This is a genomic window from Microbacterium sp. 01T413_2 (assembly GCF_056398985.1).
In genome coordinates this window covers 1-23902 of sequence record NZ_JBFTQL010000037.1, presented here as the reverse complement: position 1 = coordinate 23902, position 23902 = coordinate 1, and the positions used below count along the sequence as shown (strand labels likewise).

20 protein-coding genes are annotated in these 23902 nt (G+C 71.4%); 10 read left to right on the top strand and 10 right to left on the bottom strand.

The annotated features are described in order from the left end of the window. Nucleotides 1-137 precede the first annotated feature (137 nt). On the top strand, nt 138-1517 hold the full coding sequence (locus tag AC1DMN_RS16380; RefSeq protein ID WP_477230962.1) for an MFS transporter: 1380 nt from the start codon (nt 138-140) through the stop codon (nt 1515-1517). A gap of 122 nt (nt 1518-1639) precedes the next feature. Here AC1DMN_RS16380 and AC1DMN_RS16375 read toward each other — a convergent pair whose 3' ends face one another. Then, on the bottom strand, nt 1640-2338 hold the full coding sequence (locus tag AC1DMN_RS16375) for an IclR family transcriptional regulator (protein WP_477230961.1): 699 nt from the start codon (nt 2336-2338) through the stop codon (nt 1640-1642). A 161-nt stretch (nt 2339-2499) separates the two neighbouring features. Here AC1DMN_RS16375 and AC1DMN_RS16370 point away from each other — a divergent pair, with 161 nt between their 5' ends. Continuing rightward, nucleotides 2500-4368 (top strand): FAD-dependent monooxygenase, encoded by a 1869-nt coding sequence (locus AC1DMN_RS16370; protein ID WP_477230960.1) that lies wholly within the window; start codon nt 2500-2502, stop codon nt 4366-4368. 124 nt (nt 4369-4492) lie between these two features. Further along, complete coding sequence (locus AC1DMN_RS16365; RefSeq protein ID WP_477230959.1) at nt 4493-4903, top strand: VOC family protein; 411 nt, start codon at nt 4493-4495, stop codon at nt 4901-4903. 21 nt (nt 4904-4924) lie between these two features. On the opposite strand, the gene AC1DMN_RS16360 is transcribed toward AC1DMN_RS16365, so the two are convergent. The 3 genes from AC1DMN_RS16360 to AC1DMN_RS16350 form a co-directional block, all read right to left on the bottom strand. Next, entirely contained in the window at nt 4925-6571 is a 1647-nt protein-coding gene (locus tag AC1DMN_RS16360; RefSeq protein ID WP_477384608.1) for a thiamine pyrophosphate-binding protein, read from the bottom strand. Nucleotides 6572-6744: 173 nt separating this feature from the next. Then, nucleotides 6745-8268, bottom strand: a complete 1524-nt coding sequence (locus tag AC1DMN_RS16355; RefSeq protein WP_477230957.1) for an ATP-dependent DNA ligase — start codon at nt 8266-8268, stop codon at nt 6745-6747. 63 nt (nt 8269-8331) lie between these two features. After that, on the bottom strand, nt 8332-8751 hold the full coding sequence (locus AC1DMN_RS16350; RefSeq protein WP_441978303.1) for a pilus assembly protein CpaE: 420 nt from the start codon (nt 8749-8751) through the stop codon (nt 8332-8334). A gap of 132 nt (nt 8752-8883) precedes the next feature. Here AC1DMN_RS16350 and AC1DMN_RS16345 point away from each other — a divergent pair, with 132 nt between their 5' ends. Then, nucleotides 8884-11001 carry a RecQ family ATP-dependent DNA helicase gene (locus AC1DMN_RS16345; RefSeq protein ID WP_477230956.1) on the top strand — a complete coding sequence of 706 codons (2118 nt, stop codon included), beginning with the start codon at nt 8884-8886 and terminating at the stop codon, nt 10999-11001. Nucleotides 11002-11010: 9 nt separating this feature from the next. Here the strand turns inward: AC1DMN_RS16345 and AC1DMN_RS16340 are convergent, their stop codons facing one another. Genes AC1DMN_RS16340 through pdhA form a run of 3 tightly spaced genes read right to left on the bottom strand, consistent with a single transcriptional unit; the run spans nt 11011 to nt 14779 of the window. Further along, on the bottom strand, nt 11011-12570 hold the full coding sequence (locus tag AC1DMN_RS16340; protein ID WP_477230955.1) for a dihydrolipoamide acetyltransferase family protein: 1560 nt from the start codon (nt 12568-12570) through the stop codon (nt 11011-11013). Further along, nucleotides 12567-13625 (bottom strand): alpha-ketoacid dehydrogenase subunit beta, encoded by a 1059-nt coding sequence (locus AC1DMN_RS16335; RefSeq protein ID WP_477384606.1) that lies wholly within the window; start codon nt 13623-13625, stop codon nt 12567-12569. The genes AC1DMN_RS16340 and AC1DMN_RS16335 overlap by 4 nt, the downstream gene beginning before the upstream one ends. After that, entirely contained in the window at nt 13622-14779 is a 1158-nt protein-coding gene (gene pdhA / locus AC1DMN_RS16330) for a pyruvate dehydrogenase (acetyl-transferring) E1 component subunit alpha (protein WP_477230953.1), read from the bottom strand. The genes AC1DMN_RS16335 and pdhA overlap by 4 nt, the downstream gene beginning before the upstream one ends. A 159-nt stretch (nt 14780-14938) precedes the next feature. Between pdhA and AC1DMN_RS16325 the strand changes: the two genes are divergently transcribed. Beyond that, nucleotides 14939-15367 carry an Lrp/AsnC family transcriptional regulator gene (locus tag AC1DMN_RS16325; protein ID WP_477230983.1) on the top strand — a complete coding sequence of 143 codons (429 nt, stop codon included), beginning with the start codon at nt 14939-14941 and terminating at the stop codon, nt 15365-15367. 47 nt (nt 15368-15414) lie between these two features. Beyond that, entirely contained in the window at nt 15415-15924 is a 510-nt protein-coding gene (locus tag AC1DMN_RS16320; protein WP_440733451.1) for a phosphoribosyltransferase, read from the top strand. Nucleotides 15925-15994: 70 nt separating this feature from the next. On the opposite strand, the gene AC1DMN_RS16315 is transcribed toward AC1DMN_RS16320, so the two are convergent. Beyond that, nucleotides 15995-16831: an IclR family transcriptional regulator gene (locus AC1DMN_RS16315; protein WP_477230952.1), complete on the bottom strand. Its 837-nt coding sequence runs from the start codon at nt 16829-16831 to the stop codon at nt 15995-15997. 186 nt (nt 16832-17017) lie between these two features. Here AC1DMN_RS16315 and dhaK point away from each other — a divergent pair, with 186 nt between their 5' ends. From dhaK to ptsP, 3 genes are read left to right on the top strand one after another with little or no spacing between them, the layout of a single operon-like run. Then, nucleotides 17018-18013 (top strand): dihydroxyacetone kinase subunit DhaK, encoded by a 996-nt coding sequence (gene dhaK, locus AC1DMN_RS16310; protein WP_477230951.1) that lies wholly within the window; start codon nt 17018-17020, stop codon nt 18011-18013. Nucleotides 18014-18036: 23 nt separating this feature from the next. Further along, entirely contained in the window at nt 18037-18675 is a 639-nt protein-coding gene (gene dhaL / locus AC1DMN_RS16305) for a dihydroxyacetone kinase subunit DhaL (RefSeq protein WP_440733448.1), read from the top strand. Between the two features lie 50 nt (nt 18676-18725). Then, nucleotides 18726-21368, top strand: a complete 2643-nt coding sequence (ptsP, locus tag AC1DMN_RS16300) for a phosphoenolpyruvate--protein phosphotransferase (protein WP_477230950.1) — start codon at nt 18726-18728, stop codon at nt 21366-21368. A 94-nt stretch (nt 21369-21462) separates the two neighbouring features. Here the strand turns inward: ptsP and AC1DMN_RS16295 are convergent, their stop codons facing one another. Further along, entirely contained in the window at nt 21463-22113 is a 651-nt protein-coding gene (locus AC1DMN_RS16295) for an HAD-IA family hydrolase (protein ID WP_477384604.1), read from the bottom strand. Nucleotides 22114-22206: 93 nt separating this feature from the next. Between AC1DMN_RS16295 and AC1DMN_RS16290 the strand changes: the two genes are divergently transcribed. Continuing rightward, the gene (locus tag AC1DMN_RS16290) at nt 22207-23373 is read left to right on the top strand and encodes a DUF998 domain-containing protein (RefSeq protein WP_477230948.1); all 1167 of its coding nucleotides are present in this window, start codon (nt 22207-22209) and stop codon (nt 23371-23373) included. A 156-nt stretch (nt 23374-23529) separates the two neighbouring features. On the opposite strand, the gene AC1DMN_RS16285 is transcribed toward AC1DMN_RS16290, so the two are convergent. Further along, on the bottom strand, nt 23530-23902 hold a 373-nt coding region (locus AC1DMN_RS16285), incomplete at its 5' end, for an HNH endonuclease signature motif containing protein (RefSeq protein ID WP_477384602.1).

Below are 23902 nucleotides of genomic sequence, written 5' to 3'. Positions count from 1 at the left end.
TCGTATTCGAAATCGTATATCATCGTGTCGAGCCCGGCAAGCATGGGATCCGGATCCGTCCGCAGGATCCTGGATCCCGCGTCGGGCACGACGACGATGTCGGCCAAGACGACGACGTCCCACGCAAAGGAGACAGCATGTCCGCAGAATCCTCCCCGGGTTTCACGCCCACCGGCACGATCGCCTCATTCGCAGACCGGCGCAGGGTGGTCTTCGCCACCGTCATCGGCACCACGGTCGAGTGGTACGACTTCTTCATCTACGCCACCGCGGTGGGGCTCGTGTTCGGCCAGCTCTTCTTCAAGGACCTCGGCGCCAACAGCGCCCTGATCGGGTTCGCGACGGTCGGCGTGAGCTTCCTGTTCCGACCCCTCGGCGCCTTCCTGGCCGGCCACTTCGGCGACAAGTTCGGCCGCAAGGCGGTCCTGATGTGGACCCTGATCCTGATGGGCGCGGCGACGGCGCTGATCGGCGTGCTGCCCGACGCGAACGCGATCGGCGTCGCGGCTCCGATCCTGCTGGTGCTCCTGCGCATCCTGCAGGGGATCTCGGCCGGTGGYGAATGGGGCGGTGCGGTGCTGATGGCCGTCGAGCACGCGCCCAAGGCCAAGCGCGGCATCTTCGGCGCCGCGCCGCAGATCGGCGTGCCGCTGGGGCTGCTGATCGCCTCCGGTGTGATGGCGATCATGGCGCTGGTCGCGCCGGGCGACCAGTTCCTGTCCTGGGGCTGGCGGATTCCGTTCCTGCTCAGCGTCGTGCTGATCGTGGTCGGCTACTACGTGCGCCGCCGGGTCGAGGAGAGCCCCGTGTTCACTGAGCTCGCCGAGCGCAAGGAGGCCGCGAGCATGCCGATCGTGCAGCTGTTCCGCAAGCATCTGCTGCTCGTGATCATCGCCGCGCTCGTCTTCGCCGGCAACAACGCGGTCGGCTACATGACCACCGGCGGATACATCCAGGGGTATGCGACCAACCCGGAGGGTGCGCTCAAGCTCGATCGCGGGCCCGTGCTCTGGGCGGTGGCCGGATCCGCCGTCACCTGGCTGCTGTCGACCCTGGTCGCCGGATGGATCTCGGATCGGATCGGGCGCCGGACCACCTACATCGTCGGATGGATCCTGCAGCTCATCGGTGTGTTCACGCTGTTCCCGCTGGTGAACACGGGTCAGATCGGGCTGCTGTTCGCGGCGCTCGCCATCCTCACGATCGGTCTCGGCTTCACATACGGCCCGCAGGCGGCGCTCTACACCGAGCTGTTCCCGGCATCGATCCGGTTCTCGGGCGTCTCCATCTCGTACGCGATCGGGGCCATCGCCGGGGGCGCCTTCGCGCCGACCATCGCGACCGCGATCGTGCAGGCGACCGGCTCGACGCAGGCGGTCACCTGGTACCTCGCCGGGATGACCGTGATCGGCCTCATCGCGACGCTGCTGCTGCGCGACCGCAGCGGCATCCCGCTCGGGCCCGATCACGAGGCCGAGCAGTCGGTGAGCCCGATCTACGGGCTGTCCAAGGCCTGAGGCCGGCCGCGACTCCACGGGATGATTGCAGCTCTGGAGGACGATTCCGTCGGGAACGTCCTCCAGAAGTGCATCCGTCCTGAGGTGATGCGGTGCAGGGGAGTTCAGGCGCCGCGTCGCGGTCAGGCCCCGAGCGCCTCGCGGATCGTCGTCGCCGAGCGCTGCAGACGGGCGGCGATCTCTGCGTCGGTGCGGTCCGTGGCGACGTGCACCACGGCGATCGCCGCCGGGCGCTGCCCGCGCAGGGCCAGCGGCACGGCCACGGACTGCACGGTCGGGATCACCTCGTCGTGGCTCGTCGCGAAGCCCGCGGTGCGCACGCCCGCAGCCTCCGAGCGCAGCGCCGAAGAAGCGTCCGAGGGCCATTCCGCCTCCGCCAGCTGCGCGAGGATCGCCTTGCCTGGAGCGCCGACCTTCACCGAGTGCCGCGCCCCGGGACGCTGGGCGACACTGGCCACGGCATGCCGCGGTTCGACGCTCACCAGCGTGATGCACTCCTCGCCGTCGAGCACTGCGAGGAAGCAGGTCATGCCGAGTTCGTTGGCCACGGCGGTGAGCTCGGGGAGGGCCTCCGCCTGCAGGTCGTTCGCGACGCCGGCAGCGAGAGCGGCCATGCGCGCGCCGAGGGACACGAGCCCCGAGGCGTCTCGGGAGACGAGCCCGTGATCCTCGAGCGTGCGCAGCAGCCGATAGGCGATCGAGCGGTGCACGCCGAGTGCGCCGGCGATCTCGTCGATCGAGAGCCCTCCGCGCGCATCGGCGAGGACCTCCAGGATCCGGATGCCGCGGCTGAGGGTCTGCGAAGCGGGTGCGTCGGCCACGAATACTCCTCGCCGTCTTGATCGCTGACGCGACCTCGGATAGCCTGTGTTCAATAGTAGAACTTCGTGTTCGAATATAGAACATGGCGTCGCGAAGCGCAAGAGCCTCGCAGTCACGCAGAACCGAGCCCGACGGTGCCGTCAGGAAGGAATCGACGACGATGCAGTTCCACCACCATGGATACGTCTCCCACGACCCGCGGGTGCTGCCCGCCGCCGGCACGGGCATCGACCGTCCCGCGGATCTCCCCGACGAGGTCGATGTGCTCATCGTCGGGTCCGGCCCCGCAGGCATGCTCCTCGCCGCACAGATGTCGCAGTATCCGGGCGTCACGACGCGCATCATCGAGCGACGGGACGGTCGCCTCGTGCTCGGCCAGGCCGACGGGATCCAGCCGCGCAGCGTCGAGACCTTCCAGGCGTTCGGATTCGCCGAGCGCATCATCGCCGAGGCCTACAACATCGGCTGGATGAACTTCTGGGGCCCTGACCCGGAGAACCGGCAGAACATCGTCCGCACCGCGCGCACCGCCGACTACGGGTTGGACATCTGCGAGTTCCCGCACCTCATCGTCAACCAGGCCCGTGTGCTGGACTACTTCGCCGAGGCCGCCGCCGACGGCCCCGGCCGGATCATGCCGGACTACGGCGTGCAGTTCCTCGGCCTCACCGTCCACGAGGAGGGCGAGTACCCGGTCGAGGTGCAGGTGCGATACGTCGCCGGGGCGCGCGAGGGCGAAGAGCGCACGATCCGGGCGAAGTACGTGGCAGGCTGCGACGGCGCGCGCAGCGGAGTGCGCGAGGCCATCGGACGCACGCACGTGGGGGCGATGGCCGCGCATGCCTGGGGCGTCATGGACGTGCTCGTGAACACCGATTTCCCGGACTGGCGCACCAAGTGCGCGATCAACGCCGAGGCCGGCAACATCCTGCACATCCCGCGCGAGGGCGGCTACCTGAGCCGGATGTACATCGACCTCGGCGAGGTCGCGGCCGATGACAATCACGCCGTGCGCGCGACCCCCATCGAGGCGATCATCGGCAAGGCGAACGAGATCCTGCACCCCTACTCGATCGACGTGAAGCAGGTCGCCTGGCACAGCGTCTACGAGGTCGGCCATCGCATCACCGACGGCTTCGACGACGTGGATCCGGGCTCCGCCGCCACGCCGCGCGTCTTCCTCACCGGCGACGCGTGCCACACCCACAGCGCCAAGGCCGGGCAGGGGATGAACGTGTCGATGCAGGACGGCTTCAACCTCGGCTGGAAGCTCGGCTCGGTGCTCACCGGCCGCGCGCCGGCGGCGCTGCTGTCGACCTACGGCGCCGAGCGCAAGCCGGTGGCGCAGCAGCTCATCGACTTCGACCGCGAGTGGTCCTCGCTCATGGCGCGCAAGCCCGAGGAGATCTCGGATCCGCAGGAGCTGGCGACGTTCTACCTGGGAACGGCCGAGTTCCCGTCCGGCTTCATGACGCAGTACGGCTCGTCGATGATCATCGGATCCGATGCGCACCAGGCTCTCGCCGCCGGGTTCCCGCTCGGCAAGCGGTTCAAGAGCGCGGAGGTCGTACGGGTCTCCGACGGCAACGTCGTGCACCTCGGCCACCACGCGAAGGCGGACGGCCGCTGGCGCGTGTACGCGTTCGGCGACGCGACCGGGTCCGGGCTCGATGCCTGGGCCGAGGCGGTGGCACCGGTGCTGGCGCGGTTCACGCCGGCCGCGGGAGATGTGGACGCGGTCTTCGACGTGAAGGCGATCTACCAACAGTCGTACGAGGACCTCGACGTCACGACCGCGCCCGCGCTCTTCCAGCCGAAGACCGGCCCGCTCGGCCTCACCGACTGGGAGAAGCTCTACGCCGCTGCGCCTTCACACTGGTCGAAGGGCGACATCTTCGTCGAGCGGGAGCTGTCACGCGACGGCGTCGTGATCGTGGTGCGGCCCGACCAGTACGTCGCCGCGATCCTGCCGCTCGGCGGCGTGGACGAACTCGCGTCGTTCCTGGAGGGCGCCTTCCTGGAGGCGTGATGATCACCAGCGGCAGGGATCCGGATCCCGAGAAGATACGGATCCCTGTCGCCTCTGGCGTCGCCCGGCACGCCGCCGGTAACGTCGGCTGTGCGCGCCGCAGCGCTGTGGAGAGGTCGTGACGATGACGGACAACCCTGTGCCCGAGGTGCTACCGGGTTCGATGATGCTGGAGCTGGTCCTCGTGCCGGTGACGGACGTCGACCGGGCCAAGGCCTTCTACGCCGAGCAGCTCGGCTTCACCGCGGACGTGGACGTCCGCCCGCAGGAGGGCGTCCGCATCGTGCAGCTGACGCCGCCCGGTTCCTACTGCTCGATCACGCTGACCGAAGGCCTGCCGGATCAGCGGATGGACCCGGGCTCGCTGCGCGGTCTGCACCTCGTGGTGGCGGACATCGAGGCTGCGCGTGCCGAGCTGATCGGCCGCGGCGTCGATGTCGCTCCCGTCGTGGACCTGGGCGGCGTGCTCTACGCGGGATTCGAGGATCCCGACGGCAACACCTGGACGCTGCAGCACATGCCCTGGCGTCGCTGAGCAGGGCCGGGCGCCCTCCGCTCAGGAGTTCACGCGGATGATCTCCTCCTGGTACGGCGCGATCACGTCGCCCGAGATGCGCAGGTCGAGCACGAGGAACGGGCGCGTGGCCGGATCCTCGGCGCCCCAGGTGGCGAGCCGGTCGAGGTCGGCGAGAGTGTGCACGGCGACGCCCTCCGCGCCCACGGCCGCGGCGAACGCGGCGAAGTCGACCTGGGGGATGAGCATGGGCTCGCGCGCCAGACCCTTGAGCCCGTACAGGTTGACCTCGGCGCCGTAGGCCGCGTCGTTCCAGATCACGGCCACACCGCGGCCGCCGGCCGAGCGCACGGCCGACTCCAGATCGGCGATCGCCATGAGCCCGCCGCCGTCACCCGAGGTGAGCACCACGGTCGACTCGGGGCGCGCCCGGGTCGCGCCGACGACGCTGGGCCAGCCCTGTCCGATCGCCTGGAACGCGGTGCCGATCATCATCATCCGGTCGGGTGATGCCACCGGCCAGTACATGTTGGCCCAGCCGATGAAGTGCCCGCCGTCCGAGACCACCACCCGATCCTCGGGCAGCAGCTCGRCGATGCGGCGGGCGGCGGAGCGTGGGTCGAGCCGGCCGTCGGGCGCGGCCACGTCACCGGGCTCGTACGCGCGGGCGGCGGCCACGTCGACGCTCTCGCGCCAGTCTGAGCCCGTCGCGCCCTGCAGCCGGGCGACGAGCGCCTCGGCGGCGAGCCGCGCGTCCGCGCGGACGAAGCCGCCCACGTGCGCGTGGGTCGCGGCCGGGGCCACGTCGATCTGGAACACCTGCGTGCCGGGTGCGAACAGCGCGCCGAACCGCATCGTGAACTGATTCAGCGACGCCCCGAACACCACGGCGACGTCGGCGGTGCGGACGAGCTCCATCGCGCCCTCGGCGCCGAATCCGCCGGTCACGCCCAGGTCGTAGCGCTGGTCGCCGAAGACTCCGCGGCCGAGCGCGGACGAGGCGGTCAGCGCGCCCGTCGCGTCGGCGAGCGCGGTCAGGGCCTCGCCGGCGCCGGYCAGCCAGGCACCGCGCCCGGCGAGCAGGAACGGACGCTTCGCGGAGCGCAACGCCTCGGCGATCCGGTCGAGCATGCCCTCGGCGAACTCCCCCTTGGGAGCGAGCGGCGCGGGCACACGCGGAGCCGGAGCGGCGGGCACCTCGCCCGCCTCGAGCGCGGCGACGTCGTAGGGGATGGCCAGCACGACGGGCACCCGGTAGGTGAGGGCGTGCTCGATGGCGATGACCGTGGTGGCGGCGGCGTCGGCCCGGCCCACGGTGTAGGTGCGGGCGCCGACGCCCGACGCGAGGGCGATCTGGTCGACGTCCCAGGGGCGCGGCCCGCTCGTGGGCTCGTCGCCGACGACCAGGACCAGGGGGATGTGCGCCTGCACCGATTCGGCGAGGGCCGTGAGCGTGTTCGTGAAGCCGGCCCCGTAGGTGCTGGTGGCGGCGGCGATGCGGCCGGAGGCCCGGAAGTGCGCGTCGGCGGCGACCACGGCACCCTGCTCGTGACGGACGGCGGTGAACGAGGCGTCGGTCTGCTGCTCGATCGCGTCGAGGAAGTAGGCATTGCCGTTGCCCATGACGCCGAAGACGGCGTCGATGTGCTGGGCGAGGGTGAGGGCGACGTGCGCGGAGACGGTGGGCATGCTGAAGGCCTTTCGAGACGACAACGGAACGAGGATCCGTATGTGTCTCGCCGGAGCGCGTCGTCGCACTGCGGGCTTCGTGCCCCTTTTTCGAGCACCGGCGCGGCAGCGGTTCGCGCATGCGCCGGACCCTCCCAGTGTAGCGATCGGCGGGGGCAGCTGCCGCGGAGCGCCTATTCCCGAAGCAGGGCGCGGAGGGTCTGGATCGTGTCCGCGTCGGCCGCGGTCTTGTCGGGACGGTAATGCTTGACCCGGGCGAAGCGCAGCGCGATCCCGCCGGGATAGCGCGGCGAATGCTGCACGCCGTCGATCGCGATCTCGACGACGATCTCGGGGCGGACGAACACGGTGGATGCCGTGCGCCGCATCTCGTAGTCGGGGAAGGTCTCCGTCTGCCAGCGCAGCAGCTCGTCGGTGAGGCCCTTGAAGGTCTTGCCGACCATGACGAAGCCGCCGGGCTCGCCGAATTCGCCGTCCGGATCCCTCGCGCCGAGATGCAGGTTCGAGAGCCAGCCGCGGCGGCGGCCGGATCCCCATTCCGCACCGAGCACGACGAGGTCGTAGGTGAGCACGGGTTTGACCTTCACCCAGGACTTGCCGCGGCGCCCTGCGGCGTAGGCGGATCCGATGGCCTTGACGACCACGCCCTCGTGCCCGGCTGCCAGCGCCTCCCGGGACAGGCGCTCGGCCGCCTCGGGATCGGCGGTCACGATGCCCGGCATGCGCCAGGCACCGGCGACGCGCTCGAGCTCTTCGAGGCGCACGGTGAGCGGCTCGTCGAGGAGGTCGCGGCCGTCGACGTGCAGCACGTCGAAGAACCACGGCCGCAGCACGAGTTCGCGTGAGACATCGGCGCCGAAGCGGGACATGGTCTGCTGGAACGGGCGCGGCCCGCCGTCCTCGTCGAGCGACAGGGTCTCGCCGTCGAGGATGACGTCGTGGGCGGGTAGCGCGCGCACGATCTCGACGATCTCGGGGAGGCGGTGCGTCACGTCGGCGAGGCTGCGCGTGAAGATGCGGACGTCGTCACCGTGGCGGTGCACCTGGATCCGCGCGCCGTCGAGCTTGTACTCGACGGATGCTTCGCCGGTGATCTCGAGCGCCGCGCTCGGCGTCGCAGCGCTCGCTGCAAGCATCGGCAGCACGGGGCGGCCCACGGCCAGACCCACCGCATCCAGGTCTTCCGCCGTGCCGGTCAGGGCGATGAGCGCGGTCGCGCCGAGGTCGCCGGAGAGCATCGCGGCTCGTCGCACCGCTGCGGCAGGGCGGTCGGAGGCGCGGGCGATCGCGTCGAGCAGCACGCCCGCGAGCGCGCCGGTGCGCAGCTCGCCGAGCATCGCCCGGGCGAGGAAGTCCCATTCCGCGGCCGTGGCGCGTCCCGCGAGCCCCTCGAGCGCGGCGGAGCGAACAGCGGCGGATCCCGATCCCGTGACGGCGGCGAGTTCGTCGAGCGCGCGGTCGACGTCGTCGATCGTGAGCGCCGATTCGGCGGCGTGCGGCACGTCGATGGCGGTGATACCGCGCCAGCCGACGCCGAGCCGGCCCTGTCTGGGTGAGGCCAGCAGCAGGCCGACGACGGGTGCGAGCTCCCCGGGCTCGGCACTCTGCAGCAGCCGCGCCAGCACATCGATCTTGGCCAGGCGTGATGAGGTGGCAGCGGTCTGGCCGGCCGCGGCGACGAGCTCGCTGAGCTTCATGACGGCATTGTCGCACTGGGGTCGGACATCGCGCTGGGTGTGCCCGACCCGACCTGCGCGGCATCAGCGCGAGCGCTGGATGAGGGCGAGCAGCGCCCGCCCGTACGCCTCGGACGGATCCGGATGCTCGAAGAGCAGCGGCTGCCCGGCGATCTCGATCTCGACCTGGAACGCGTCGTCGAGCCGCACCAGGCGGCGGAATGTGCCGCGCAGCAGATCCCGTAGCTGATCCTCACGCGGCAGCCAGACCGCTTCGGTGACCGTCACCGCGTCGAGCGCCCATTCGGTGGTGCCGTTGAATGCGAGGATCGTGCCGGTCGGGGTGCGCCGGGCCTCGATGGTCATGATGCTGACGGTGAAGACGTCGGCCTCGATCTCCAGCTCCACCTCATCCGGCAGAACGAGCTGGAAGCGGTCGCCCTCCGCGGGGTGCCACGCCAGGCCGGCGTCGCGCAGCGCGAGCGCGAGGTCCCGCGTGATCACGAAGCGGTCCTCGGGGCGATCGCGGCGCAGGGACCGGTCATTGGTCGCGCCGGTGTGCTCATCTTCTGAGCGTAGCCGCGCGCGGGGGAGGGCGGGCGAGCGCATGTCGGAGGAGTGCGGCAGGCTGGAGGCATGACGCAGCACGGCGCTTCACCCGAGACGCACGCGGCCGCCCTCACCGCCTTGCGGGCCCTCGTCGGCCGACCCGACGCCGAGTTCCACGATGGGCAGTACGAGGCGATCGAGGCGCTGGTCGCTGACCGGCGGCGGGCGCTGGTGGTGCAGCGGACCGGGTGGGGCAAGTCGGCCGTCTACTTCGTCGCGACCCTGCTGCTGCGGCACGAGGGCGCGGGCCCCACCGTGCTGGTCTCGCCGCTGCTGGCGCTCATGCGCGACCAGATCGCCGCCGCGGAGCGCGCGGGCGTGCGCGCGGTCGCGATCAACTCGACGAACGCGCATGAGTGGGCCGACGTGCTCGCGCAGCTGGACCGCGACGAGGTCGACGTGCTCCTGGTCTCGCCCGAGCGGCTCAACAACCCCTCGTTCCGCGAGCAGCAGCTGCCCGCCCTCGTACGCCGGATCGGCATGCTCGTGGTCGACGAGGCGCACTGCATCAGCGACTGGGGGCACGACTTCCGCCCGGACTACCGGCGGCTGCGCGAGCTCATCGCGCAGATGCCCGCCGACGTGCCCGTGCTCGCCACGACCGCGACCGCGAACAGCCGGGTGGTGGCCGATGTCGCCGAGCAGCTCGGCGCTGCGGAGGCTGGAGGCGGATCCGAGGTGCTCACGATCCGGGGTCCGCTCGCCCGCTCCTCTCTGCGGCTCGGCGTGCTGCGCCTGCCCGATGCGCCCAGCCGGCTGGCCTGGCTGCTCAGCCATCTGGACGAGCTGCCCGGATCCGGCATCATCTACACGCTGACGGTCGCCGCAGCCGTCGACACGGCGCGTCTGCTGCGCGATCGCGGACACGAGGTGCGCGCCTACACGGGCCAGACGGATCCGGACGAGCGTGCCGAGTCGGAGGCGATGCTCAAGCGCAACGAGGTGAAGGCGCTGGTCGCGACGAGCGCGCTGGGGATGGGATTCGACAAGCCCGATCTCGGGTTCGTGCTGCATCTGGGCGCCCCGTCGTCACCGGTCGCGTACTACCAGCAGGTGGGCCGCGCGGGGCGCGCAAGCGAGAGCGCCGACGTGCTGCTGCTGCCGGGGGTCGAGGACCGCGACATCTGGCACTACTTCGCGACGGCCTCGATGCCGGACCGGGAGCGGGCCGAGCGGGTGATCGCCGCGCTGGGGGACGTGCCGGTGTCGACCCCCGTGCTCGAGGCGATGGTCGACATCCGGCGCACACCGCTCGAGCTGCTGCTCAAGGTGCTCGACGTCGACGGCGCGGTGCGCCGCGTGCAGGGCGGCTGGATCGCCACGGGCGAGCCCTGGGTCTACGACGCCGAGCGGTACGACCGGATCGCCGCCGAGCGCCGCGCGGAGCAGCAGCACATGGTGGAGTACGAGCAGGGTTCCGACTGCCGCATGGAGTTCCTGCAGCGCACCCTCGATGACGACACGGCCGAGCCGTGCGGGCGATGCGACAACTGCGCCGGCGTCTGGTTTCCGACCGGGATCGGCACCGAGGCCAGCGTCGCGGCCACGGCGTCGCTGGACCGGGTGGGCGTGCCGATCGAGCCGCGCCGGGCCTGGCCGACGGGCGCCGACCGGCTCGGGGTCCCCGTGAAGGGGCGCATCGCCGTGGAGGAGCAGGCGGGGGAGGGGCGCGCGCTCGCGCGTCTCACGGACCTCGGCTGGGGCGGTGCGCTGCGCGAGCTCTTCGCCGCCGGCGCCCCCGACGGCCCGGTTCCCGATCGGCTCCGCGACGCCTGCGTGCGGGTGCTCGCCGGCTGGGGGTGGGCCGAGCGTCCGGTCGCGGTGGTCTCGATGCCGTCGCGGTCCCGGCCGCTTCTGGTCGGGTCGCTCGCGCGGAGCCTCGCCGAGATCGGCCGACTGCCGTATCTGGGCGAGCTCGACATGGTCGGAGCAGGCCCGACCGGCGGGCCAGGGGGCAACAGCGCGTTCCGCCTCGCGGGGGTCTGGGACCGCTTCTCGACCGATGCTCTCGCCATGCCCGCGGGCCCCGTGCTGCTCGTGGACGATCAGGCTGACAGCCGATGGACGCTCACCGTCGCCGCCCGCCTGCTCCGTCGGGCCGGCGCGACTGACGTCCTGCCGTTCGTGCTCGCTCTGCGGGGGTGAGCCGCGGGGTCAGCGCACCCGGCCGAAGGCGCGGGCCGGGTGCTCCAGCAGCTCCATCACCCGGCGCAGGAACGAGGCGGCGTAACCGCCGTCGCACACGCGGTGGTCGAACACCAGCGAGAGCTGCGCGATGCGCCGCGCAACGATTGCGCCGTCGACGACCCACGGGCGCTCGATCATCCGGCCGATGCCGAGGATCGCGACATCGGGGTGGTTGATGATCGCCGCGGATCCGTCCACGCCAAGGCCGCCGTAATTGTTCAGCGTGAAGGTCGATCCGCGCAGGCGCTCGGGCGGCATGGATCCGGCTCGTGCGGTCGTGGCGAGCTCGCGCAGCGCCGCGTCGAGCTCGTCGACGTTGAGCTCGTGCGCACGCAGGATCACCGGCACCATGAGGCCACGGTCGGTGTCGGCGGCGACCCCGAGGTTCACGCCGTCGAACGAGAGGATCTCGCTCGCGTCGTCGCTGAGCCGCGATGCCAGCAGCGGATGCTCGGCGAGGGCGATCAGCACGAACCGTGCCACGAGGGCCGTGAGCGACGGGGCCTTGCCGCCTTCCGGCGCCATGGCGGCGCGGAGCGTCCAGAGCTCGGTGACGTCGACGTCCACCCAGACCGTGGCCTCGGGGATTTCGGACCGGCTGCGGGTGAGCTTCGCGCTCACCGCCTTGCGCAGCGGCGACATGCGCTCGCGGGAGGCGACGGCGAGCCCGTCGACGGTCTCCCCGCTCTGTGGTCGCACATTGCGGTCATTCGCATCCGGTGACCGCAATTCGGGACCAGTGAGCGAGGGAGAGGCGGTGCTCGACAGGGTCGCGCCTGCCGAGGTGCCGAGCGCGTGCAGGGACATGCCGTCCACGGCCTGGTCCACGGCGGCGCGCAGCACGTCGGCTCGGGTGACGGCGCCGTCGGATCCGGTCGGAGTGACCCGGCGCACGTCGAGACCGAGGTCGCGAGCGAGGCGGCGGACGAGAGGCGAGCGCACGGCGACCGGGCCGACGGACTCAGCCGTATCGTCAGCGCGCGGCGTCTCGTCTCTGCGTTTCGACTCGCCTTCGGCTCGCTCAACGAACACCGGCTCCGCCGGTGCTCGCTCAACGTCCAAAGGCACGCTCGGACGCCCCGCGGGGGAGCCGTCTCCGCGCACGGGCCCCGCCGTGCGACGTGCGCGGCGCCGTCCGGAACCTGCGCGCTCGGTGGTGCCGTAGCCGATCAGCACATTGCCGGATCCGGATCCGGCGCGCTCCTCGGACCGATACGGCTCCCTCTCGACATCGCCCGCGGCAGCCGGAACCACGGCGGACGGCGCCGCAGACGCCTCGGGATCGGCGACCTCGAGCACCGGGGCGCCGACGTCGATCGTCTCGCCGGGTTCGCCATGCAGCGCGACGACCACGCCGGCGTAGGGCGACGGCAGCTCGACCACGCTCTTCGCGGTCTCGACCTCGGCGATGGGCTGGTCGGTGCGGATGGTGTCGCCGACCTGCACGAGCCACTGCACGAGGCCGGCCTCGGTGAGGCCCTCGCCCAGGTCGGGCAGGCGGAACACCTTCGTCGTCGCGGTGGTCATACTTCTTCTCCGTGCTCGTCGAGCCAGTGCAGGGTGTCGATCGCATCGAGCACCCGGTCGGCGTYGGGCAGATACCAGTGCTCGAACTTCGGCGGGGCGAACGGGGTGTCGAAGCCGGTGACCTTGCGCACGGCCGCCTCGAGGAACTCGAAGCAGCGCTCGAACACCCGGGACTGGATCTCGCTGGCCACGCTCGCGTAACCCGGCGCCTCGGCGACGACCACAGCGCGGCCGGTCGAGCSCACGGCAGCGGTGATCGTGGCGTCGTCGATCGGCGTCAGCGTGCGCACGTCGATGACCTGCACGCTGCGGCCTTCCGCGGCGGCGATCTCGGCGGCCTCGAGGCACGTCGCCACCGAGGAGCCGTAGGAGATGAGGGTCACGTCCGTGCCCTCGCGAGCGACCCGGGCGGATCCGATCTCCCCGACGATCGAGGTGTCGACCTCGCCCTTCGTCCAGTACAGCTTCTTCGGTTCGAGGAAGACCACCGGATCCGGCGACGCGATCGCCGCGCGCAGCAGGGAGTACGCGTCCTGCGGGGTCGACGGGCACACCACCGTGAGCCCCGGAGTGTGCGCGTAGTAGGCCTCGGACGAGTCGCAGTGGTGCTCGACGCCGCCGATGCCGCCGCCGGTGGGGATCCGGATCACCATCGGCATGGGCAGCGCGCCACGGGTGCGGTTGGCCATCTTCGCGACGTGGCTGACGACCTGCTCGAACGCGGGCAGCGCGAAGGCGTCGAACTGCATCTCGACGACCGGTCGCATGCCGTTCATGGCCATGCCCACTGCGGTGCCGATGATGCCCGACTCCGCGAGCGGCGTGTCGAAGCAGCGGTCCTCGCCGTAGCGCTCGGTGAGTCCGTCGGTGATCCGGAAGACTCCTCCGAGCGCGCCCACGTCCTCGCCGAAGAGGACGACGTCGGGGTCGGCCTCGATGGCGTCGGCGAGGGCGCGGTTGAGCGCCGCCGCCATCGTCATCGTCTGGACGGTCGGAACCGTCTGGTTCTCGGGGGTGGCGGCGTCCACGCGGACGCCCTCGTGCGCGATGGTCATCGGGTGCCTCCTTCGGGAGCGGATGCTTCGGGAGCGGATCCGGAGCGCTCCAGCTCGTCGCGCAGCTGATGCCACTGCTCCTGCAGCTGCGGCGAACGGGTGCTGCGGACGAAGCGGAACAGGTCCTCGGGGTCGAGCTCGGGGTCGGCGTTCAGTGCATCGCGGAGGGCCGCCGCGATGGTCTCGGCGCCCTCGGCGAGCTCCTGCTCGCGGGCCTCGTCGAGCAGGCCTCGTGCGCTGAGGTGCGCGCGCAGGCGGGTCAGCGGATCCTTCGCGACCCAGGCCTGCACCTCGGCGCGCTCGCGGTAGCGGGTGTCGTCGTCGGCGTTCGTGTGCGCCTGCATCCGGTAGGTGTGGGCCTCGACGAGGGTCGGTCCACCGCCGGCACGGGCGCGATCCACGGCCTCGCCGAGCACGGCGATGAGGGCCGCCACGTCGTTGCCGTCCACGCGCTGCCCGGGCATGCCGTAGCCGACCGCCTTGTGCGCGAGCGAGGGGGCGGCGGTCTGCCGGCTCAGCGGCACGGAGATCGCGAACTCGTTGTTCTGCACGAAGAAGACGACGGGCACATGGAACACGGCGGCGAAGTTCAGCGCCTCGTGGAAGTCGCCCTCGCTCGTGGACCCGTCACCGCACATCGCGAGCACCACCGTGTCCTCGCCGCGGTGCTTCGCGGCCTGCGCGAAGCCGACCGCGTGCAGCAGTTGCGTCGCCAGGGGCGTGGTCTGCGGGGCCACGTGGTGCTCGTGCGGGTCGTAGCCGGAGTGCCAGTCGCCCTTCAGCAGCACCATGGCGTCGGCAGGGGACACGCCCCGGGCGATCACCGCGACCGAGTCGCGATAGGTCGGGAACAGCCAGTCCTGCGCGCCGAGCACGAGCGAGGCCGCGATCTGGCAGGCCTCCTGGCCGTGCGAGGAGGGGTAGACCGCGAGGCGCCCCTGGCGGACCAGCGCGTTCGCCTGATCGTTGATGCGGCGTCCCTCGATGAGGCCGCGGTAGGCCCTGTCGAGCACCTCGTCCGCGGGCATCGGATAGCCGTCGTCGACGCGCGAGGATCCGGTCTCGTCGATCAGCTGCACCGGTTCATCGCGGGGGAGCAGATCGCGGGGATCCGTGTCGTGCGCGTGGCTCGTGGCAGGCATGGTGTGCTGCATCGGGTCCGCCTTCCTTGCCGAACGTGATGTCTCCAGTGTGCGTCGGCAGATGCAGTCGTCCAACAGGATCATGCTGAATCTGGACGATTGCAGATCAGAGGTACCAGAATGTTGCAGAGTGTCAGCGAAGAGAGCAGGGAAGGCGCGCGCATGGCGGAGATGGATGACATCGACCGGTCGATCCTCGATGAGTTGCGTCGCGATGCGCGCGTGTCCATGACGGCGATCGCCGAGTCCGTGCACATCTCGCGAGCGGGCGCGCATGCGCGCATCAAGCGGCTGACCGACGCCGGGGTGATCACCGGGTACACCGTGCGCACGGATCCGGTGCTGCTCGGCCACCACGCCTCGGCCTACGTCATGCTCGCGCTCGAGCAGCCGGCCTGGCAGGAGGTGCAGGAGCAGCTGCAGCGGATCCCCGAGGTCGAGCACATGGCGCTCGTGGGCGGCGACTTCGACGTGATCCTGCTCGTGCGGGCGAGCGACGCACGCGATCTCCGCCGGATCGTGCTCGAGGACATCCAGGCGATCTCCGCGGTCCGCTCCACGCGCACGACCCTCATCTTCGAGGACTTCGGGCAGAGCTGACCGCATCCGCGTTCCCGGGAGGTGCATCCGCACGGCAGAATGTATCCATGACGGATGCGGTGATCGAGCGCGAAGTGCTCACCTGGGACGGTTTCGGCGAGGCGACGCGGGATCTGGCTCGCCGGATCCTCGAGTCGGGGTTCGAGACCGAGGTGGTCGTCGCGATCGCACGCGGCGGGCTGCTGCCGGCCGGGGCCATCGCGTACGGCCTCGGCGCGAAGAACTGCGGCGCGATTAACGTCGAGTTCTACACCGGCATCGGCACGGTGCTGGACGCCCCCGAGGTGCTGCCGCCGGCGCTCGACATGGAGTACCTGAACGGTCGCCGTGTGCTGCTGGTCGACGACGTCGCCGACTCCGGGCGCACGCTCGCCCTGGCCGTCGAGCTGCTCAAGAGCAAGGGCGCGGCCGTGCGCTCGGTCACGATCTACACCAAGCCCACCACGATCATCCAGCCCGACTACGCGTGGAAGGACACCGATCGCTGGATCGACTTCCCGTGGTCGGCCAAGGGCACGGTCCGCGAGGAGGACCTGGGCCTGGCGCCCACGGCCTGACCTCTCTCCATCTTCCGAATCGTCCCGGTGAGCGCCCTGCTCACCGGGACGGTTCGTCGTCGGGGAGGCCTCAGTCGTCGGCGGGCGCGATGCGCGGGGGCCAGGCCGTGGCGCCGAGCTCGCGGGAGATGTTGCGGGCCGTGTCGCGCAGCGCGTGCAGCACCGCGTCGGGTGCAGGGCCATCTGCCGTGGGGTACACCACGGCCACGGCCGCGACGATGTCGCCTCGGGAGTCGGCGACGGGGGAGGCGAGCGACGACTCGCCCAGCACGGCCTCGTCGACCTCGGTTGCGAAGCCGTGCTCGGCGATCGCGGGAAGGCCGGCCGCGAGCACCGCGGGATGCGTGACGGTGTCGCCGGTCAGGCTCCGCAGCGGGCCTGAGAACACGGCCCGCTGGAATCCGAGGTCGTGCGCGAGCAGCACCTTGCCCATGGCCGAGGCGTGCGCCGGCAGCGCCGCACCGGTCTCCAGCATCTGGGGGCTGTCATCGGGGCGAAGCACGTGGTGGATCACGAGCACCTCGGCGAAGTGCGGGGCGCCGAGCCGCACGGCCATGCCGGTGCGCCGCGCGAGCTCCTGGGTCCAGCGCATCGAACGCGCCCGCACATCGAGGGAGTCGAGGTAGACGCTGCTGAGCTTCAGCAGGGTCGGGCCCAGCATGTACCGCTGGCCGCCGCGCTCCTTGGCGACGAGCCCGTGCTCGCGCAGCGACGACACGATGCCGTGCACGGTCGACGGCGGCAGCTGCAAGGCAGTCGCGAGATCCGTGATGCCGAGGTGGCGGGAGCCCTGCAGCAGCTCGAGCACCTTCGCGGCGCGATCGATCGCCTGGATCATCGGTGCGGTTCCCTCCTCGACGGCAGCGGCGACGACGGTGCGGATCCGGATCTCTTGACAATCCGACATCCTCAACGCATATTCGACATTAACGAAAAGTATTCCGATTCTGGAGTGCAGTCGCCCGTGACGCAAGAGGTTCCGACCTCGGGTCTCGGCACGCCCCCGGATGCGGATCCGTCGGGATCCCGACCGTCGCGGAATGCTGGTCGGATCGCAATGGTGCTGGTGGAACTGCAACGAGGAGGTCGCAGGATGAAGAAGCTCATCAACGCCCCGGAGGACGTGCTCGCGGAGTCGCTGCGCGGGCTCGCGCTCGCGCATCCGGAGCTCGAGGTCGACCTGGCGAACCGCGTGATCCTGCGCGCGACACGCAAGGACGAGGGCAAGGTCGCGCTGCTGAGCGGCGGTGGATCCGGACACGAGCCGCTGCACGGCGGATTCGTCGGGACCGGCATGCTCGACGCCGCCTGCGCCGGAGAGGTCTTCACCTCGCCCACGCCCGATCAGATGCAGGTCGCCACGACGGCGATCGACCGCGGCGCGGGCGTGCTGCACATCGTGAAGAACTACACCGGCGACGTGATGAACTTCGAGATGGGCGCCGAGCTCGCCGCCATGGACGGCATCGACGTGCGCTCGGTCGTGGTGGACGACGACGTCGCCGTGCAGGACTCGCTCTACACGGCGGGCCGCCGCGGTGTCGGCCTCACGGTGCTGCTCGAGAAGATCGTGGGCGCCGCGGCCGAGGAGGGGCAGGATCTCGCCGCCGTGGCCGATCTCGCCGCGCGGGTGAACGGCCAGGGGCGGTCCATGGGCATGGCGCTGACGAGCTGCACCGTGCCGGCCGCGGGCAAGCCCACGTTCGACCTGCCCGACGATCAGATGGAGATCGGCATCGGCATCCACGGCGAGCCCGGCCGCCACCGCGTTCCGCTCGCGCCCGCCAAGGACATCGCGGCGCAGTTGGTCGAGCCGATCCTCGCCGATCTGGATTTCACCGGATCSCCGGCGATCGTGATGCTCAACGGCATGGGGGCGTCGCCGCTCATCGAGCTGTACCTGATGTACGGCGAGGTCGCGACGCTGCTGGAGAAGGCCGGCGTGACGGTCGCCCGCAACCTCGTCGGCAACTACATCACGTCGCTGGACATGGCCGGGTGCTCGGTCACCCTGCTCAAGGCCGACGACGAGCTCATCCGGCTGTGGGACGCGCCCGTCGTCACCCCCGGCCTGCGCTGGGGCGCCTGAACCGCTCGAAGGAGAACATCTGCATGTCGAACACCATCCCGCTCGCCGCTCTCGTCGACTGGCTGCACCGTTTCCGTGACGCCGTCGTCGCGCAGCGCGACTGGCTCACCGAACTCGACTCCGCGATCGGCGACGCCGACCACGGCGCGAACATGGCCCGCGGCATGAACGCGGTGGTCGAGAAGGTCGACCAGGCCGCGCCCGCGACGGCGGACGAACTGTTCAAGACCGTCGGCATGACGCTGGTGTCGACCGTGGGCGGGGCGAGCGGGCCGCTGTACGGCACGTTCTTCCTGCGGATCGGAGCGACGCTGGGCGCGGTGACGGACGTGGAGCCGTCGGCGCTGGCCGCGGGTCTGCGTGCGGGCCTGGAGGGCATCGTCGCGCGGGGCAAAGCGGAGGCGGGCGACAAGACGCTCTTCGACGCGGTGGCTCCGGCGATCGACGCGATGGACGCGGCACTCGTCGACGGGAAGTCCGCGGGAGAGGCGGCGGCGACGGCGGCCGTCGCCGCCGCGGCCGGGCGCGATGCCACGATCGACCTCGTCGCGCGCAAGGGCAGGGCCAGCTATCTCGGGGAGCGCAGCGCCGGGCACATGGATCCTGGATCCGCGTCGGCGACGCTGCTGTTCGAGACGCTCGCCGCGGCCGTCGCGGACTGACGGATCGATCTCATGCGTGCTGACGCTCGCGGGGTACGGGGGCCGGATCGATGAGCACCACCGGGATCGTCGCCGTCTCGCACAGCATGCGCCTCGCCGAGGCCGCCCGGGAACTCGCGGCGCAGATGGTGCCCGGTGGCGCTGTGCCGATCGCGCTCGCCGCGGGGGCCGGGACGGATGCGGACGGCGTGCCGATTCTCGGCACGGATGCGACGCGGGTCGCGGCGGCGATCGACGAGCTCGCGAGCTCGTGCGACGGCGTGCTGGTGCTGATGGATCTCGGATCCGCGGTGATGAGCGCCGAGTTCGCCCTCGAGCTGCGCGCGAGCGAGGTTCCGGTGCGGCTCGCGTCGGCGCCGTTCGTGGAGGGGTTGCTCGCGGCCGCGGTGACGGCGGCGCAGGGGGCGTCGTTGGACGAGGTCGCGGCGGAGGCGAACGGCGCGCTGATCGCGAAGTCGGCGCAGCTTTCGGACGAGCCGCAGGCTCCGGTCGGGTCGGGGGGCCCTGTGCTCGATGAGAGTGTGCTCGATGAGAGCGTGCCGGGACCTGCGGTCTCGCGGCCGAGGGAGAGGGCGCGCACGGTCGTCGTGCGCAACCCCGCAGGGGTGCATGCGCGTCCCGCCGCGATGATCGCGCAGGCGGCCGCCGGGGCGGAGTTGCGACTGCGGCGCCTGCCGGGCGGAGACCCGGTTCCCGCATCGAGCATGATGCGGCTGCTCGCCTTCGGTGCTCGCCCTGGCGACGAGGTGCAGTTGGAGGGAGATCCTGTCGCCGTGGAGCGCGTGGCGGCGCTGTTCGAGGACGGCTTCGGCGAGATGGCCGGACTGCGGAGCGCGGACGTGTCGTCCTCGGGGGCGTTGAGCGAGGACGCGCGGAGCACCACGGAGACGGCCTTGATGGCGGGGTCGTTGAGCGACGATGCGCGGAGCGCGACCGAGACGAAACGCGGTGCCCTCGCAGGTGACGGCGTTTCGTCTCGCTTCGCTCGCTCAACGACCCCGGCCGGGATGCCGGCGACCCCGCACCCGGAGCCGGGGTCGCCCCCGCAACCGGGTTCGACCCTGCACGGCCTCGGCGTGAGCCCGGGGCGCGCGATCGCGCCGGTCGCGCGACTGGGCACGGTGATCGCCGAGCCTGCCGCCGCCGAGGCGGTGCCCGCCGCCGATCGCGACGCCGAAGCCGAGCGGGTCGCACCCGCTGCGGCGGAGGTCGTCGCCGCGCTCCGCGAGAGCGCGACCCTTGCCGATGGCGAGGTCGCGCAGATCCTCGAGGCGACCGCGCTGCTGGCCGCCGACCCCAACTTCGCCGCGGGAGCGGCCGCCCGAGTGCGCGCGGACGGGGTGACGGCCGCCCGTGCGGTCTGGGACGAGGCGGCAGCCCAGGAACAGCTGCTGCAGGGCCTGGGCGGGCGGATGGCGGAGCGTGCGGTCGATGTGCGCAGCGTCCGCGACCGCATCGTGGCCCGGCTGACCGGACAGGAGCTCCCGGGGATCCCGGACCGGGCGGACCCGTTCGTGCTCGTCGCGCGGGACCTCGCGCCGGCCGAGACGGCGACGCTGGGCCGCAGCGCGTGCGTCGGGCTCGTCACCGAGGAGGGCGGGCCGACCTCGCACACGGCGATCCTCGCCCGTGCGCTCGGCATCCCCGCGGTCGTGGGGGTCGCTGATGCGACCGGCATCACGGCGGGGACCGTCGTGCTCGTGGACGGCGGAGCGGGGACCGTGCAGCTCGACCCGCCCGCGGATGAGCAGAGCACCGCAGCCGAGGAGATCCCCGCGTTCGACGGCGCCGGGGTGCTCGCCGACGGCACGGCGATTCCGCTGCTGGCCAATGTCGGCGGTGCGGCCGACGCCGTCGCCGCGGCCGACGCCGGCGCGCAGGGCATCGGCCTGTTCCGCACGGAGTTCTGCTTCCTCGACCGCGCCGAAGAGCCGACGGTCGCCGAGCAGGTCACCGCCTACCGCGGCGTGCTCGCACCGTTCGCGGGGCGCAGGGTCGTCGTGCGCACGCTCGACGCCGGATCCGACAAGCCGCTGCCGTTCGCGATCACCGCCGACGAGGAGAACCCGGCGCTGGGCGTGCGCGGATTGCGCGTCGCTCGTGCGCATCCGGCGCTGCTCGCGCACCAGCTCGCGGCGATCGCGGAGGCGGGAGCTGCCGAGAGCGCGGAGCTGGAGGTGATGGCGCCGATGGTCGCGACGGTCGACGAGGCCCGCGACTTCGCGGCGGCCTGCCGGGCGGCCGGCATCGCACGCGCGGGGATCATGATCGAGACCCCCGCCGCGGCGCTCCTGGCCGCGGAGCTGCTCGCCGTGGTCGACTTCGTGAGCCTGGGTACCAACGACCTCACCCAGTACACGATGGCGGCCGACCGGCTGTCGGCAACGCTCGGCGCGCTCAACGACCCGTGGCAGCCGGCGGTGCTGCGGCTCATCGGCATGGTTGGCGCGGCCGGGCACGCGGTCGGCAAGCCGGTGGGGGTGTGCGGCGAGGCCGCAGGGGATCCCGCCCTCGCCCCGGTGCTCGTCGGCCTCGGCGTCACCAGCCTGTCGATGACGCCGCGATCCCTCACCCGGGTGTCCGCGCGACTGAGGACGGTGGCGGCGGAGGACTGCCGCCGTGCGGCCGCCGCGGCGCTCGGATCCGCGACCGCCGTCGAGGCGCGCGCCGCCGTGGCCGCGGTGCTGGGCTGAGGCCGCGTGAGCGTTTCAAAGCGCTCAAATGGCGGCAGATCGGGGCGAGATGGAGCCACTTGCGCGCTTTGAAACAGGGCGCCGTGGCCAGCCGTCAGTCGACCGTGAGCGCGAACCCGTCGCCGTCCGCGGACACCGTCACGTGCGTCAGGTCGGCGACGACCGCGTCCGGGGCGTGCACCGCGGATCCCGCGCCGACGCCGATCACGCGCATCCCCGCCGCCTGAGCGGCCTGGATTCCGGCCTCGGAATCCTCGAAGACGATGCAGTCCGCGGGATCCACCCCGAGCCGGGCCGCGCCGAGCAGGAAGCCCTCCGGATCCGGCTTCGACGCACTCACGTGCTCGGCGGTGACCAGGCCAGCCGGCACGTCGAGCTCGGCGGCACCCATGCGGGCGCGCATGAGCCGGTCGTCGGCCGAGGTGACGATCGCGTGCGGGAAGGGTGCGAGGGCGTTCAGGAATGCGGCGGCGCCCGGCACCTCGATGACTCCGTCCACGTCGCCGCTCTCGCGCTCGAGCATCTCCTGGTTCTCGGCGAGGTTCGCCTCGTGCGGACKGTCCGGCAGCATGATCGCCATGCTCTGGTGCCCCTGGCGTCCGTGCACCACGCTGAGCACGAAGTCGGGGTCGAGTCCGTGCGGCTCCGCCCAGGCCAGCCACAGCCGCTCCACGACCGCCGTCGAGTCGACGAGTGTCCCGTCCATGTCGAGCAGGGCGGCGCGGGCGTGGAAGGTCTGGGTCATGCTCCCAGGGTAGTGGCGGGCTCCGCGCCGGCGACCCGCGGGCGCCTGCTCCGCCCGACCGCGAGCACGGGGCAGCTCGGCCATAGGGTGGACGTGACAAGGGAGGGCGGCGCGATGCGAGCCGAGTGGGACCGACTGATCACCTGGGTACGCGACGCGCGCGCTTTGGCGTCGCTGCGCCAGATGCGCGAGACCGACGCGCTGCTGACAGGGGCGATCGCCTTCGTGCTGGGGTTCCTCGTGGCGTTCGCGATCTTCTGGAACCGCACCCTGTCGATCACCGGCCCCTGGTCCGTCGGCGCGGTCGCTGCGATCGGCGGCGCTGCCGTGGCTGTACTGAGCTTCACCGCCGGCCGCATCGGGCTGCGCATGGAAGCGGTCGAAGCGCCCGAGAAGCAGGATCCGAGCGCCGCGAACGACGGCTTCGCGATCCCCGGGCAGAAGCTGCGCTGGTACGAGCTCGTCGCGATATCCCTCGCACATGGTGCGGTCGCGCTGCTCGCGTTGTTCGGACTCGCCGCGCTGCTCGAGGCGAGCTTCCGCGACGCCCCGGTCTTCCCCTTCCCCGGTGCCATTCTCGTCGCGGTCGCGCTCGCCCTCACCGCCTATGTCTGCTACCTCAGCGCGGCCGCGCTCAGCCCCACCTCGATCTCGCTGATCCTCGCGATCTTCCTTGTGATCGGCGCTCTCACCGCCATGCTCGAGGCGACGGATCCGCACTGGTGGCGTGACAACCTCTCCGCGCTGGGCATGTCGAGCAACGCCTCCTCGCCTGCGTTCAACAGCACCCTCATCGTGGCGGGCGTGATGGTCACCACGATCGCCCGCTATGCCACGGCGGCGCTGCCCGTGCCGGAGCCGAGGGATGAGCGCGGGCGCACGATCGTGCGGGTCGCCCTGATCCTGATCGGGCTCTTCCTCGCCTGTGTGGGGATCTTCCCCGTGGATCGCTTCTTCCTCCTGCACAACACGGTCGCGACGGGCATGGCGGTCTGCTTCGCCGCGGTCGTGATCGCGCTTCCCTGGCTGCTGGGACGGATCTCGCGAGTGTTCGTGGTGCTGGGCTGGGTGTTCGTGCTGGTGATCGCGCTGCTCGGAGTGTTCTTCGCGACCGGCTACTACAACCTCACCGCGGTCGAGCTCGTCGCCGCCGTGCTGATCTTCAGCTGGATCATCGTGTTCCTGCGTACCGCGGGCGCCGACCACGGACCGTGGGATGCCGAGCGCGTCGTCCGCGCCCAGGCCGCCGCCCGGAGCTGAGCAACATTCGCGACAGGGAAGGTGCGAACCGAACGGGCTCGGGGGCGTCCCCTTCGCGCGATGAGTGTCACCCTAAGGACGCGCCATCGTGGATGCTCTAAGCGTTGCGCCGGGCGATTTTGGAGCGGCGCCGCGAGCACGCGAGCTCCGCCCTGATCAGAAGGGTGGTGGGTCGTTCGTGCGGAATCCTGTCGGGGTGATGACTTGGACGGTCCTGTTCTCGCGGTTCCGGTAGATCATCCGGGTGTGGTGTCGTCGCACGTGGTCGGCGGGGCATAGCGGTCGCAGGTTGGCGGTGTTGGTGGGTCCGCCTCGGGTCCACGGGTGGTCGTGGTCGAGGTCGGCGTCGAGGGCGAGCCGATCGCAGCCGTCTCTCGCGCAGGTCCCGTGCTGCAGGACCAGCCAGTCCCGCTGCGCCTTCGTGGGCCGATACGTGCGCCGATCCAAGTCCAAGACGATGCCGCGGACCGGATCCGTGATCACCCGCCGGAACCCGGTCGCGTCCAGGAACGCCTGCCGTGCGGTGACG